The sequence below is a fragment of the Cellulosimicrobium marinum genome, from assembly GCF_020551945.1.
GTDB classification, from domain to species: domain Bacteria; phylum Actinomycetota; class Actinomycetes; order Actinomycetales; family Cellulomonadaceae; genus Cellulosimicrobium; species Cellulosimicrobium marinum.
This window is the reverse complement of sequence record NZ_JAJBZH010000002.1, coordinates 1-14,067: the sequence shown is the minus strand read 5'-3', so window position 1 is coordinate 14,067 and position 14,067 is coordinate 1. Positions and strand designations below refer to the sequence as shown.

Sequence of the window (14,067 nt, the reverse complement as noted above, 5' to 3'; positions counted from 1 at the left end):
TCGCACGGCCCACCGACGGTGCAAGCCGGCGCGCCCCGGCCCGTGAGGGCATGGCGGACCGGCAAAACTCTCAGGTCGACGCGTGCGTCCGATGACAGAGCGGGGAGGGACCCGCCGTCGTCCCCGCTCCCCGGAGGTCCTGGTGACCCAGTCGTTCGACCCCGCCGCCCACCACAACGCCGCGACCGGCGCGTTCGCGCCCCGCCACGTGGGCCCGCGCGGCCGCGAGGTGCAGGCCATGCTCGACCAGCTCGGCCACCCCTCGCTTGACGCCCTGGTCGACGCCGCCGTCCCCGCCTCCATCCGCACGGACCGCCCGCTCGACCTCCCCGTCGCGCGCACCGAGACCGAGGTGCTCGACCACCTGCGGGCCCTCGCGGCGAAGAACGTCGTGAAGACGCAGATGATCGGCCTCGGCTACTACGGGACCACCACTCCCCCGGTGATCCGCCGCAACGTGCTCGAGTCGCCCGCCTGGTACACCGCGTACACGCCGTACCAGCCGGAGATCTCGCAGGGACGCCTCGAGGCGCTGCTCAACTTCCAGCAGGTCGTCGAGGACCTCACGGGCCTCGACGTCGCGAACGCGTCCCTGCTCGACGAGGCCACCGCCGTCGCGGAGGCCGTCGCCCTCATGTGGCGCGCGTCGCGCGCGAAGAGCGGGTACGTCGTGGTCGACGCCGACCTGTTCCCCCAGACGCTCGCCGTCACCCTGGGTCGCGCACGGGCGATCGGCCTGCCCGTCGTCGTCGCGGACCTCTCGGCCGGTCTCGCGGCCGGGCTGGACGCGGCCCGCGCCACAGGGTCGTTCGCCGGGGTGGCCGACGACGCGGCTCTCGTGGGCGTCGTCGTGCAGCAGTGCGGGGCGTCGGGCCGCGTCGTGGACTGGGCGCCGGTCGTCTCGGAGGCGAAGGAGGCCGGCGCCCTGGTCACGGTCGCGGCGGACCTGCTCGCCCTGACGCTGCTCGTCTCCCCCGCCGAGCTCGGCGCCGACGTGTCCGTCGGCTCCGCCCAGCGGTTCGGCGTCCCGCTCTTCTACGGCGGCCCGCACGCCGCGTTCATGGCCGTCCGCAAGGGTCTGGAGCGTTCCCTCCCCGGCCGTCTCGTCGGCGTCTCGGTCGACGCGGACGGCGACACCGCGTTCCGCCTCGCGCTCCAGACGCGCGAGCAGCACATCCGCCGCGAGAAGGCGACGAGCAACATCTGCACCGCGCAGGCGCTCCTCGCGATCGTCGCGTCGATGTACGCCGTGTACCACGGCCCCGACGGCCTGCGCGCGATCGCCGAGCGCGCCCACGGGCACGCGGTCGCCCTCGCGGACGGGCTCCGTGCCGGTGGCGTCCCGGTCGAGCACGACGTCTTCTTCGACACCGTCCGGGCCGTCGTCCCCGGCCGCGCGGCCGCCGTCGTGCGGGCCGCCGCGGACGCCGGGATCAACCTGTACATGCCGGACGACGACCATGTACAGATCGCCTGCGACGAGACCACCACCCCGGCCACCGTCGCCGCCGTGCTGGGAGCGTTCGGCGTCACGACCACCGCCACGACGCCGGCCAACGGTGAGACGACTGCGAAGGTGGGGGACGGCGCCTCCCCCGCCGAAGGCGACCCGACGCTCCCGACCTGGGCGACCCGCACGACGCCCTACCTCCAGCACCCCATCTTCCACGTGCACCGCTCCGAGACGTCGATGCTGCGGTACCTGCGCCGGCTGTCCGACAAGGACCTGGCGCTCGACCGGACGATGATCCCGCTGGGCTCGTGCACGATGAAGCTCAACGCGACGGCGGAGATGGAGGCGATCTCCTGGCCGGGGTTCGCGGACCTGCACCCGTTCGTCCCTGTGGACCAGGCGCAGGGGTACGCGGAGCTCATCACGGGCCTGGAGGGCGCGCTCGCGGAGATCACGGGCTACGCGGGGGTGTCGGTGCAGCCGAACGCGGGTTCGCAGGGCGAGTTCGCGGGGCTGCTGGCGATCCGGGAGTACCACGTGTCGCGCGGCGACGCGGAGCGTGACGTGTGCCTGATCCCGGCGTCGGCGCACGGGACGAACGCGGCGTCGGCGGCCCTGGCGGGCATGAAGGTCGAGGTCGTGGGGACGGCCCCGAACGGCGAGATCCTGCTCGACGACCTGCGGGCGAAGCTCGCCGACCACGGGCCGCGCGTCGCGGCGATCATGATCACGTACCCGTCGACGCACGGGGTGTACGAGGAGCACGTGCGCGAGGTCTGCGACGCCGTACATGACGCGGGCGGCCAGGTGTACATCGACGGGGCGAACCTCAACGCGCTCGTCGGCCTCGCTCGTCCCGGCGAGTTCGGGGGCGACGTCTCGCACCTCAACCTGCACAAGACCTTCTGCATCCCGCACGGCGGGGGAGGCCCGGGCGTCGGGCCCGTCGCAGTCGCCGAGCACCTCGTGCCGTTCCTCCCCGGTGACCCCCTCGCCCCGGCGGGGGACCGCGGGGCGGGGGACGCGCCGTCGGGCACGCCGGTCTCGGCGACCCGCTACGGGTCGGCGGGCATCCTGCCGATCTCGTACGCGTACGTCGCGCTCATGGGGCCGGACGGGCTGACCGAGGCGACGAAGACGGCGGTGCTCACCGCGAACTACGTGGCCTCGCGGCTCACCGACCACTTCCCCGTGCTGTACACGGGGCCGAACGGGTTGGTCGCGCACGAGTGCATCCTTGACCTCCGGGCGATCACGGCCGAGACGGGCGTGACGGCGGAGGACGTCGCGAAGCGCCTCATGGACTACGGGTTCCACGCTCCGACGCTGTCGTTCCCGGTGGCGGGGACGCTCATGGTCGAGCCGACGGAGAGCGAGGACCTGGCGGAGCTCGACCGGTTCGTCGACGCTCTCGTCGCGATCCGGGGGGAGATCGACGCGGTGGCGTCGGGGCGTTGGTCGGTGGAGGAGTCGCCGCTGCGCGGCGCGCCGCACACGGCGGCCGCGCTCACGGCGGACACGTGGGACCGCCCGTACTCGCGCGAGCTCGCCGCCTACCCGGTCGCGAGCCTGCGCGCGGCGAAGTACTGGCCGCCCGTCCGCCGGATCGACGGGGCGCGCGGCGACCGCAACCTCGTGTGCTCGTGCCCGCCGATCGACGCCTACGCCCACTGACGCCCGACGACCCTCGGAGGACCACGATGACGCAGGACCAGACCGGCCCGGCCGGGCAGGAGAACGCGGGGGAGCGGCTCAGCCCGCTGCACGACGAGCACGTCGCGCTCGGCGCGAGCCTCACGAGCTTCGGCGGCTGGCAGATGCCGCTGCGGTACACGTCGGACCTCGCGGAGCACCGCGCGGTGCGCGAGGCGGCGGGCCTGTTCGACCTGTCGCACATGGGCGAGATCGAGGTGGCGGGTCCGCAGGCCGCGGCGGCGCTGGACCACGCGCTCGTCGGGAACCTCACCGCTGTCGCGCCCGGCCGTGCGCGGTACACGATGATCTGCGCGGAGGACGGGTCGGTCCTCGACGACCTCGTCGTCTACCGGCTCGACGACGAGCGCTTCCTCGTCGTGGCGAACGCGGGCAACGCCGGGCTCGTCGCGCGCGAGCTGGTCGCGCGGGCAGCCGGCTTCGACGCGACGGTGACGGACCAGGGGAGCGGGACCGCGCTCGTCGCCGTGCAGGGCCCGCGCGCGAAGGAGATCGTCGCGGGCCTCGTCGTCGTCGGCGTCCCGGGCGCCACCGGCGCGGACGACGACCCTGTACAGGTCGTCCGGTCGATGAAGTACTACGCCGCGGCCCCCGTCGTCCTCGGCGCCGAGGACGGTCCCGTCGACGCGCTCGTCGCCCGGACCGGGTACACCGGCGAGGACGGGTTCGAGCTGTTCGTCCCCGCGGACCGCGCCCCGGCGCTGTGGCGGGCGGTGCTCGCGGCGGGCACCCCGGTCGGCCTCGTCCCGGCGGGCCTCTCGGCGCGCGACTCGCTGCGGCTCGAGGCCGGGATGCCGCTCTACGGCCACGAGCTCGACACCACGACCACGCCGTACGAGGCCGGGCTGGGGCGCGTCGTCAGGCTCGACAAGACCGCACCGGACGGCTCGCCGCTCCCGTTCGTCGGGCGTGACGCGCTCGCCGCGCGCAAGGCGTCGCCTCCCGCACGCGTGCTCGTCGGGCTCCGCGGCCTCGGGCGCCGTCCCGCCCGGGCGGGCTACGGCGTCGTGCTGCCGGAGGCCGGGGGAGAGGTGCGTCGCATCGGCACCGTGACGTCGGGGGCGCCGTCGCCGACGCTCGGACACCCGGTGGCGATGGCGTACGTCAGCCCGGAGTTCGCCGCCGAGGGCACCGAGCTCGCCGTCGACGTGCGCGGCCGCGCCGAACCCGTGGTGGTCGTGCCGCTGCCGTTCTACCGTCGTCCCCAGCAGTCCTGACCGTCTTCCGAAGGAGCACACCATGACCGACGCCCAGTTCCCGTCGCACCTGCAGTACACGGCCGAGCACGAGTGGATCGACGGGTCGGACCCGGCGGTCGTCGGCATCACCGCCACCGCCGCCGAGGCGCTCGGCGACATCGTGTACCTCGAGCTGCCCGAGGTCGGCACGGAGGTGACGGCCGGGAGCGTGATCGGCGAGGTGGAGTCGACGAAGTCGGTGTCGGAGCTCTTCTCGCCGGTGACGGGGACGGTCGTCGAGGTGAACCAGGCGGCGGTGGACGACCCCGCCGTCGTGAACTCCGACCCGTACACCGAGGGGTGGCTGTTCAAGGTCGACGTGACGTCGACGGGCGACCTGCTCTCGGCGGACGACTACGCGGTGCTCGTCGCGGGCTGACCGCGTCGCTGCCGGACCGGAGGCACCGCAGGCACGTTCGCCTGCGGTGCCTTCGTCGTTCACCGGGGCGTGTCCTGCGCGCAAGGTCGGTGCCGGAGCCTGGCGCCGCGCCGCGCGACACGACGCGCGGACGGGTGGCTCAAACCTTCACAAACAGTCCCATCTGTGAAAGTCTCTGCCACGCCGACGACGGACGACCCGACCGGAGGACACAGCGATGACGCTCGACACGGTGCCGGAGGCGGCACCCGACCCCTCGACCACCCGACGACGGCGCAGGTCACGCGCCACCGCGGCGTTCGTCACCGCGGGCCTCGCCGCCGCGGGCGTCGTCGCACCCACCGCGACCGCTGCCGCCGCACCCCCCGCGGCCACCACCCACCCGAGCGCGAACGCCGCACCCTCCGCGACCACCGCGTGGCCCGCCCCGCGCGAGCTCGCCCTCGACGACGCGGGCGACGCGATCGTCACGGACGTCGAGTCCCGCACGGTCGCGCCCGGCCTGGAGCAGACGAGCTTCACGCGCCTCGGGGAGGACGGCTGGCTGAGCGGCGAGGTGCTCGTGGCCGAGCTGGGCTCGGACGCGGTGCGCCTCGGGTACGTCGGTCCCGAGAAGGTCGCGGCGAACGCGACCGTCACGGAGATGGCGGAGTCGCGGGGCGCCGTCGCCGCGGTCAACGGTGACTTCTTCGACATCAACAACTCCGGTGCCGCGCTGGGGACGGCGGTCGACGACGGCACGCTCCTCAAGTCCGCCGCCGCCGGGCGCGAGCGTTCCGCCGTCGTGGGCTCGGACGGCCTGGGCCGGCTCGCCGAGCTGTTCCTCGAGGGCAGCGTCACCCTCGGCACAGGAACCGGCACGACCGAGATCCCCGTCGCCGGGCTGAACGTCACCGGTGTTCCCTCGGGTGGCGTCGCCGTGTTCGACGCCGCGTGGGGCACCCACACCCGCACGCGCGTCCTCGCGGCGGGGGAGCGGGGCGTCGAGGTGCTCGTCGGGCCCGACGGCACCGCCCTCGCCGTGGGCGAGGTCGGTGCGGGGCAGCTCGACGAGGGCGTGCGCGCCGTCGTCGCGCGCCCGGGTGCCGCGGCGGACGCGCTCGCCGCCGTCGAGCCCGGCGCACCCGTCGCGCTCGCGTACGGGCTGCGCGACGACGCGGGGGACGTCGCGGTCGCGGTCGGCGGCGACCAGGGCGACTGGCTCCTGGAGGACGGCGACCCGACGTCGTGGGAGGGCGGCCACTCGCTCGTGCGCCACCCGCGGACGGCGATCGGGTTCAGCGAGGACGGCGCGACGGCCTACCTCGTGGTGGTCGACGGCCGGCAGTCGCACAGCATCGGCATGACCCTGCCGGAGCTCGGCGAGCTCCTGGGCCAGCTCGGCGCCGACGACGCGATCAACCTCGACGGCGGCGGGTCGAGCCAGATGAACGCGCGCCTGCCCGGTGACGCGTCGACGACGATCCTCAACTCGCCCGCGGACGGCTCGGAGCGCCGGGACGCGAACGGACTCGGACTGTTCGTCGCGGACGGCTCCGGTACCGCGCACGCCTACGCGGTCACGACGGCGCTCGCGGCGCCCGACGCCGAGCGGGTCTTCCCGGGGCTGCACCGCACCCTCACCGCGAAGGGGTTCGACGAGGTCGGCGCCCCGGTCGCCGACGCACCGTCCACGTGGTCGAGCACTGACGCCGCCGTCGCCGCCGTGGCCGCCGACCCGGCGGGGGCCGTCGTCACCGGCGTCGCACCCGGCACGGTCACGGTGGCCGCGACCGGAGGGCCGGGCGACGCCGCGACGGGCACGCACGACCTGCGGGTCCTCGGCGAGCCCCGGCGGATCACGGTCGACACGCCCGTCGTCACGCTCGGCGACGCCGATGACACGGCGACGCTGACCCTCACCGGCCACGACGCGGACGGGTACGCCGCGCCGATCGAGGCGCAGGACGTCGTCGTGACCGGGGGAGAGGGCGTCGTCGCGCTGGACCCTGCAGCCCCGGGGGAGGCGGGCACGTTCACGGTGCGCGCGCTCGCGCCGTCGGGCTCCGCGACCCTCGACCTCGCGGTGGGCGACCTGCGCACCCGCGTGGCCGTCGCCGTGTCGCTGGAGCAGGTGAGCGTCGCCGACCTCGCCGACGCCACGTCGTGGCGGTCCGCGAACGACCGCGCGCCGGGCGGCGGAGTGGCGCCGGCTGCCGGGCACGACGGCGCGCACGGCCTGCGCCTGATGTACGACTTCACGCAGTCCACGGCGACGCGCGGCCAGTACGCGGTCGTCCCGGAGGGCGCGCGCGAGATCCCCGGGCAGCCGCAGCGTCTGACGATGTGGGTCGACGGCGACGAGAGCGGGGCGTGGCTGCGCCTGCAGGTCCAGCAGGGCAACGGCGTCACCACCCAGCTCGACGGCCCGACCGTGTCGTGGGAGGGCTGGCAGCAGGTGACGTTCACCGTGCCCGCCGGGGTCGAGTTCCCGCTGCGGCTGCAGCGCGTGCGCGTGCTGGAGACGCGCGCGTCCGCGCAGTACGCGGGCGAGATGACGATCTCCGACCTGCGTGCGCACGTGCCGCCCTCGGTCGACGCGCCCGAGAGCGCGCGGGTGGAGGACGACGTCGTCGTCGCGGAGAACACCACGGACACCTCGCCGCTGCGCGTCGCCGTGATGTCGGACGCCCAGTTCGTGGCCCGCTCGCCGGAGTCGGGCGCGGTCGAGGGGGCGCGCCGCACGCTGCAGGAGGTCGTCGCCGCGGAGCCCGACCTGCTCGTCATCAACGGCGACCTCGTCGACGAGGCCTCCCCGGCCGACTTCGACCTCGCGCGACGCATCCTCGACGAGGAGCTCGGCGGCACGGACCTGCCCTGGTACTACGTGCCGGGCAACCACGAGGTCATGGGCGGGTCGATCGAGAACTTCGTCGACGAGTTCGGCGAGACGACACGCCACCTCGACGTGGACGGTACGCGACTCGTCATGCTGAACACGGCGGCGGGCACGCTCAACGCCGACCACGCGCAGCTCCGCATGCTGCGCGACCAGCTCGACGCGGCGGCGTCGGACGACGCGGTGACGGGCGTCGTCGTGCTCGCCCACCACCCGGTGGACGACCCGCTGCCGACGAAGGCGAGCCAGCTCGTCGACCGCCTCGAGGCCGACACGGTGCGGGGCTGGCTGGAGGACTTCCGCGAGACCTCCGGGAAGTCGGTCGCGAGCATCGGCTCGCACGTGGGCGTCTTCCACGCGAAGACGGAGGACGGCGTGCCGTACGTCGTCAACGGCAACTCCGGCAAGGGCCCCGCGAGCACCCCCGACGACGGCGGCTTCACCGGCTGGTCGATGCTCGGCATCGACCCCGCCGAGGGTCGATGGGCGGACGCCGCCGCGGACCCCGGGGACGACGGCGCGTGGCTGGCCGTCGAGGTCAACGCCCGGGCCGACGCGGTCGAGGTGTCCGGGCCCGCCGAGCTGGCCGTCGGGGCGTCGGGCGCGGTGAGCGCCACCGTCCTGCAGGACGACGACCGCGTGGTCCCGGTCGCGTGGCCCGTGTCCGCCGCGTGGGGCGGCGGGGACCGCGTCTTCGTCGGCGCGGCGCAGGACGCGCCGCGCGGCACCGTCCTCGCGCTCGACCCGGTGACGCACGACGTCACGGCCGTCGCGCCGGGCCGGGCGACGGTCACGGTCGAGGTGAACGACGTCGTCGGCGAGCTCGACGTGCTCGTGCCCGCCGGGAAGCCCGGCGAGGCGCGGATCAGCGACGACAACGGCTGGGACACGGGTCTGCGCGACGGCGACTACGCCGTCATGGTCGACCTGTGGTGGGGCGAGAACGCCACCACCCTGCGGCTCTTCGAGGACGGCGAGCTCGTCGGCACCCGGGCGCTCGACCACCGCGGGAACGAGGCGCAGCGCGTCGCGGTGCCCGTGACCGGCCGGGCGAACGGCACCTACACGTACACGTGCGAGCTGGAGAACGCGGCGGGCGTCACGCCGTGCCGCGGCGAGCACGTGGTGCGCGTGACCGACGCGAACCCCGGCACGCCGGTGCTGTCGCACGACAACCACGACCGGGACGGTGACTTCACCGTCACGGCCAACAAGTGGTGGGGCACGCAGGCGACCGGGTACGTCCTCTACGAGGACGGGGTCGAGGTGGACCGTCAGGAGCTCGAGCCCGGCGAGGGCGGTGCGGCGCAGGCCGCGTCGACGGCGCTCGCGGGACGTGAACCGGGCCGCTACCGGTACGTCGCCGTGCTGACGAACGCCGTGGGCGAGACGCGCAGCGCGGAACTCGTCGTCACCGTGCGGGACTGACGTCGGCGGCGCCCGCCGCCCACCCTCCACGACGCCGTCGTGAGCCGCCGAGAGGTGGTTCGCGGCGGCGTCGTGCCGTGTCCGGGCGAGGGGCCGAGGCCCCGCGGCCCGGCTCAACGTGACGCAGGTCACAGTCGAATCGCGCGTCATACGGACGCTCTCGGCACGCTCGCGCTCCCCGCAGCACGACGAGAGCAAGCCACCGACGACGCTCTGACCTGCATGATCACACCGCTACGCCCCGCACGCCATCCGGGGAGGACCTCTCTCCGAACTCCGGGTGAAAAGTCGCGTCATGAACAGGACGTTGGTCCGTCCCTTCCAGTAGCACCACACCGGATCCGCCACGAGGGGATGACGTGACCGGACAGCACCAGGAGGAGAACATGAGCACCATCGAGCTGGTTCGGCCCGTCATGGGCCCCCTGACGTCGGCGCCGGAGCCGGCAGCACCCCTGACCCGCCGCGAGCGCGTCGTCCTGTCGAACCTGTCCGAGGACGTGACCCTCGAGCAGATCGCCACCAAGCTCTTCGTCACCCGCAACACCGTCAAGTCGCAGGTGCGCAGCCTCTACCGCAAGCTCGGCGTCTCGACCCGCGCCGAGGCGGTCGCCTGGGCACGCGCCGCCGGGCTGCGCTGACCCGAGCGACACCACGCCGACACACCGGCGTGCGACACTCCGCCTATGACCCTGCGCAGACTCGTCGTGGCGGCGGCGATCGTCGACGACCTCGCCGAACCACGACACCTGCTCTCCGCACGACGCACCCGCCCCCTGCACCTCGCAGGGCGCTGGGAGTTCCCAGGGGGCAAGGTCGACCCCGGGGAGACCGCGGAGGAAGCGCTCCACCGCGAGCTGCGCGAAGAGCTCGGCGTCCGCGTCGAGCTCGGCGACGAGGTCCCCGGCCCCGAGCACGGGACCTGGGTCATCACCGACCGCCACGTCATGCGCCTGTGGTTCGCGCGCGTCGTCGACGGCGAACCCGCACCCCTCGTCGAGCACGACGAGCTCGCGTGGCTCGGCCCCGGCGAGTGGTTCACCGTGCCGTGGCTCGACGCCGACGTCCCGATCGTCGAGGAGCTCACCCGCCAGGTGGCGCAGGAAGTCGTCTGACCCAGCGGTCCACCTCGCGCCGCGACCGCAGGCGCACCAGCACCACGTGCGGCGCCTGCTCCGCGAGCGACGCGGGCAGGTCCCGGTACTTGTGCCGGGTCCCCCACGCCCAGCGGACGATGTTCTCCTCCGCCGGCCGGAAGATCGACCGCCAGATCGGCGGCTCGACGTTCCCGTTCCACAGCACCTCGCGCCGCACCGAGCGCCGCCACGTCCGCCCCACGACCTGCCGCATCGTCACCCGCGACGGCAGGTCGAGCCACACCACGAGCTGGGCCCGCTCCAGGATCAGCGGCCGCGCCGCCGCGAACTGCCACTCGACGACGAACGACTCCTGTGCGAGGAGCGCCCGCACGTCGTCGAGGAACTCGGGCCGCGGCACCCACCCCGGACCGTGGTGCAGGCCGTCGACGTCCGTGTACGGCAGGCCCAGCCGGACCGCGAGCCGCGCGGCGAGCGTCGACTTCCCCGCCCCGGACACCCCCACCACCGTGATGCGGCGCGGGACGTCGCCGAGGTGCTCGACGACGTCGTCGTCCGGCCCGAGGATCTCCACCGCCGCACCCTACCGGCCGCTCTGTGGCCGGGGGCAGGACGGGGCAGCCGTGCTGGGTCGTGGCGGGTCTGGCGGGAGCGTCGCGAGGTACGAGCGGCGCGGATGGTAGACCCGGCACGGCTGCCCCGTCCTGTCATCGACCGCAGAGCACGGTCAGCCGACCGGCTGGACCCACGGCGACGGCGCCGGGGGTGCGACGACGGGCGGTCGGTCCGTGCACGACGGCGCGCTGGGCACGAAGCGGCCGAGCCAGTTCACGGTGCCCGGCTCCCACGGGCTGAGGGACGTGCCGTCGTTGCCGCCGAGGTCGGTGAGCGTGAACTCGGTGCCGCCGTCGGGGAAGCCGAAGGAGCCGCAGTTGTTCACGCCCGCCCAGCCGACGTTGCGCACGTCGACGTCCTCGAACGACGCGCCGCCGCGCACGCGGGCCGAGACGACGGACGTGCCCGTCCCGTCGACACGCACGCCGGAGAACGCGACGCCCTCGATCGCGACCTGATCCTTCACGCCCCAGTCGGAGACGAGCATGATCGCGTTGTACGTGCTGTCGAGGTAGTGGTCGCCCGTGACGCGGACGTCGGCGTCGATGTCGCGGTCGAGGGCGTAGAACCAGATCGCGCCGAGGCCGATGTTCCAGTTGAGCTCGTACGTGCCGGCGCGCACCGTCGTGTTGTCCGTGAGGTCGAGACGGCCTGCGAAGGGCTCCGCGCCGAACCGTGCGCCGACGTGCAGCCCGCTGCCCTCGCGCACCGGGTCGGCGACGAGGTTGCCTCGCACGGTGTTGTCGGTGCCGCCGTAGACGGCGATTCCGTTGGCGAGGGTGGGGGACTGGACGGTGTTGTGCTCGACCACGTTCCGGGCGTTCGGCACCTTCTCGGACCACAGCGCGAGGCCGTCGTCGCCGGTGTTGCGGACGAACACGTCGCGCACGACGGAGTCGGTGACGCCGCCGTGGAAGTTCAGGGCGTCCGCGACCTGGTCGACGATCATGGTGTCCTCGACGACGAGGTTCGACATGGGGCCGTCGAACCACATGCCGACCTTCGTGTGCCGGATGTGCAGGCCGGAGATCGTCGAGTCGCTCAGGGCCCCGCCGATGCCGTTGACCTGGTCCGTGTCGATGCGTTCGCGCACGTCGCCGAGGATCGCGAAGTCGCGCAGGTGCACGTTGTGGCTGCCGCCGTCGGCGGCGTCCTTGCCGTAGAACCCGACGCCCGTGTGCACGGAACCGTCGGGCGCGGGCTCGTCGAGCGCGACCTCCTCGCCCCGGAAGATCGTGTACCAGCTCCCGGCGCCCTGGATCGTCACGTCGTCGACGATCACGTGCCGGTTCACCTGGTAGACGCCCGGCGGGACGTAGACGGGCAGGTCGTGGCGCTGGGCGAACGCGATCGCGCGGTCGAGCGCGTCGGCGGAGTCGCGCCGCCCGGTGGGGTCGGCCCCGAAGAGCAGCGCGTTGGCCGCGCGCAGGCGGACCGTCGGCGGGCCGACCTTCTCCGAGTCGAGCAGGTCGATCACGGTCCAGTCCGCGGTGCTGCGGGCCGGCATCGTCAGGCGCACGACGTCGCCCGCGCGGTACGTCGTCCCGAGGAGGAGGCGCTGCTCGTCGTAGAACTTCATGGGCCGGAACGGGGTGGCGAACTCGGGGGCCGGCGTCGTCTCCGCGGGGACGCACGAGCACTCGGTGACCCACCATCCGGGCTGGAGCAGCCCGGCCGTCCGGTCGTTCGTGAACGGGTACTGGTTGTACAGGTAGGAGTACTCCGACGTGAGGGTCATGCGACGGTCGACGCCGACCTTCCTGCCGTCGCGCAGGACGGACACGTCGAGCGGTGCCCGGATGCCGCCGCCCTCGGGCGCGTCCGGCAGGGCGTACCGCACGGTGATCGCGTTGGCCGCGGCCGGGAGCGTGAACTCGACGTGCTGCCCCGCGGTGAGTCGGACGGCGGACCGCCCGGACGCCTCCGCCTCGATCGTGTAGGCGTCGCGCCCCGGCCGGATGACGGTTCCCGTCGTCACCGCGTTCTCCGCCTCCTGCTCGACGAACGGGACGTCCGCGCCCCGACCCTCGACGAGCGCGGGGTCGATGGCGGCGCGCGTCACCGCGGTGGGCTCGGCGGCCGGGGGGCGCCCGTGGGCGAGGACCGACGGCGCGGTCCCGGCCACGAGGGCAAGGGCGAGGGTCGCGGTGGCCGCGGCGAGCGGACCGGGTCGTGCCGGGCGCCGTCGGCCACGGTGGGGCCGGGGTGCTGTCCTGCGAATCATCGTCGATCCGTCTCTCTCGGGAGGCGCGGTGCCTCCGTGCTCCCCGGTCGGCGTGCTGACCGCCGGGCCGGCCCGTGGTCGCACCCCCGCGTGCCGTCGTCACGGCGACCCTAGGCCCGCCCGACCTCTTCCGCAAGGGGCGCTGCCTATTCCTTGCTCGACTACTGTCAGTTTCTTGCGTTGTGCCGTGCGGAAAGTGGTTCATGGCCCGGGATGCGGCCACGCGGTCGCGGGATCACGCTGAGGACATGGCACCCACCGCGCCCACCATCGCCCAGGTCGTCCTCGACACGACCGACGCCCGCGCGCTCGCCGAGTTCTACCGCGAGCTGTTCGGCCTCGACTACCGCCGGGGCGACGAGCCGCCACCGCACGGCGAGCCCGACCCTGCCGGCGCCGACTGGCTCGTCCTGCGCGCCGCACCATCCGGCGGCGTCCAGCTCGCGTTCCAGCAGGTCCAGGACCTGCCCCCGTCCACGTGGCCGTCGGCGACCGTGCCGCAGCAGGTCCACCTCGACTGCACGGTGACCGACCTCGCCGAGCTCGACCACCACCACGACCGGGCCCTCGCGCTCGGTGCGACCCTGCTGCTCGACCGCTCCGACGACCCGGACGAACCGCTCCGCGTCTACGCCGACCCGTCCGGCCACCCCTTCTGCCTCTTCGTCGGCTGACCGCCTCGGGACCCGGTGAGACGCGGCACGGGTGCGACGACGCGCGAGCGGCAGGGGTTCGGCGAGGAACGATCGGTCGGGTGTGGCGGTGCGCGAGCGGTGGGGTGGCCCCGGGTGCGAGAGGGCGTCGAGCCGCGCGCGGGAACCGCACCCGAACGACCCGGGTGAGTGCGCGGCAGCCCCGAGCGCCCGGGGCCACCCCACCGCGGACCCGACCACGGTTCTCCCTCGCGGACTGGCGGACGACCCCGGCAGACCGGGGTACCACCCCGCGGGGCCGGGGGTCAGGCGGACTTCTCGCGCGGGGCCCGCGACCGGGACGCAGCCCGCGGCACGATCGTCGGGTTCACGTTGTCCAGCACCACCTC

General features: G+C 74.1%; 9 protein-coding genes. 7 read left to right on the top strand and 2 right to left on the bottom strand.

What is annotated here, in order from left to right:
- Positions 1 to 238 precede the first annotated feature (238 nt).
- From gcvP to LGQ04_RS03885, 6 genes are all read left to right on the top strand, one after another.
- Positions 239 to 3,127 carry an aminomethyl-transferring glycine dehydrogenase gene (gene gcvP, locus LGQ04_RS03910; protein WP_372469991.1) on the top strand — a complete coding sequence of 963 codons (2,889 nt, stop codon included), beginning with the start codon at positions 239 to 241 and terminating at the stop codon, positions 3,125 to 3,127.
- Between the two features lie 26 nt (positions 3,128 to 3,153).
- Positions 3,154 to 4,383 (top strand): glycine cleavage system aminomethyltransferase GcvT, encoded by a 1,230-nt coding sequence (gene gcvT / locus LGQ04_RS03905; RefSeq protein ID WP_229242407.1) that lies wholly within the window; start codon positions 3,154 to 3,156, stop codon positions 4,381 to 4,383.
- A 22-nt stretch (positions 4,384 to 4,405) separates the two neighbouring features.
- Positions 4,406 to 4,783 carry a glycine cleavage system protein GcvH gene (gene gcvH / locus LGQ04_RS03900; RefSeq protein WP_229242406.1) on the top strand — a complete coding sequence of 126 codons (378 nt, stop codon included), beginning with the start codon at positions 4,406 to 4,408 and terminating at the stop codon, positions 4,781 to 4,783.
- Positions 4,784 to 5,000: 217 nt separating this feature from the next.
- Complete coding sequence (locus LGQ04_RS03895) at positions 5,001 to 9,089, top strand: phosphodiester glycosidase family protein (RefSeq protein WP_229242405.1); 4,089 nt, start codon at positions 5,001 to 5,003, stop codon at positions 9,087 to 9,089.
- Between the two features lie 386 nt (positions 9,090 to 9,475).
- Entirely contained in the window at positions 9,476 to 9,730 is a 255-nt protein-coding gene (locus LGQ04_RS03890; RefSeq protein ID WP_372469990.1) for a LuxR C-terminal-related transcriptional regulator, read from the top strand.
- Positions 9,731 to 9,775: 45 nt separating this feature from the next.
- Positions 9,776 to 10,204, top strand: coding sequence for a (deoxy)nucleoside triphosphate pyrophosphohydrolase (locus LGQ04_RS03885; protein WP_229242404.1), 429 nt, complete (start codon positions 9,776 to 9,778; stop codon positions 10,202 to 10,204).
- Here LGQ04_RS03885 and LGQ04_RS03880 read toward each other — a convergent pair.
- Positions 10,173 to 10,760: a P-loop NTPase family protein gene (locus LGQ04_RS03880; protein ID WP_229242403.1), complete on the bottom strand. Its 588-nt coding sequence runs from the start codon at positions 10,758 to 10,760 to the stop codon at positions 10,173 to 10,175. The genes LGQ04_RS03885 and LGQ04_RS03880 overlap by 32 nt on opposite strands.
- A gap of 153 nt (positions 10,761 to 10,913) precedes the next feature.
- Positions 10,914 to 13,025, bottom strand: a complete 2,112-nt coding sequence (locus LGQ04_RS03875) for a glycosyl hydrolase family 28-related protein (RefSeq protein ID WP_229242402.1) — start codon at positions 13,023 to 13,025, stop codon at positions 10,914 to 10,916.
- Between the two features lie 248 nt (positions 13,026 to 13,273).
- Between LGQ04_RS03875 and LGQ04_RS03870 the strand changes: the two genes are divergently transcribed.
- Complete coding sequence (locus LGQ04_RS03870; protein ID WP_229242401.1) at positions 13,274 to 13,699, top strand: VOC family protein; 426 nt, start codon at positions 13,274 to 13,276, stop codon at positions 13,697 to 13,699.
- Positions 13,700 to 14,067: the final 368 nt, after the last annotated feature.

What these genes read in the sequence shown, in the direction of transcription:
- LGQ04_RS03870 (WP_229242401.1), top strand. Translation starts at nt 13,274, where the DNA reads ATGGCACCCACCGCGCCCACCATCGCCCAGGTCGTCCTCGACACGACC.
- LGQ04_RS03875 (WP_229242402.1), bottom strand. Translation starts at nt 13,025, where the DNA reads ATGATTCGCAGGACAGCACCCCGGCCCCACCGTGGCCGACGGCGCCCG.
- gcvP (WP_372469991.1), top strand. Translation starts at nt 239, where the DNA reads ATGCTCGACCAGCTCGGCCACCCCTCGCTTGACGCCCTGGTCGACGCC.
- gcvT (WP_229242407.1), top strand. Translation starts at nt 3,154, where the DNA reads ATGACGCAGGACCAGACCGGCCCGGCCGGGCAGGAGAACGCGGGGGAG.
- LGQ04_RS03895 (WP_229242405.1), top strand. Translation starts at nt 5,001, where the DNA reads ATGACGCTCGACACGGTGCCGGAGGCGGCACCCGACCCCTCGACCACC.
- LGQ04_RS03890 (WP_372469990.1), top strand. Translation starts at nt 9,476, where the DNA reads ATGAGCACCATCGAGCTGGTTCGGCCCGTCATGGGCCCCCTGACGTCG.
- LGQ04_RS03885 (WP_229242404.1), top strand. Translation starts at nt 9,776, where the DNA reads ATGACCCTGCGCAGACTCGTCGTGGCGGCGGCGATCGTCGACGACCTC.
- gcvH (WP_229242406.1), top strand. Translation starts at nt 4,406, where the DNA reads ATGACCGACGCCCAGTTCCCGTCGCACCTGCAGTACACGGCCGAGCAC.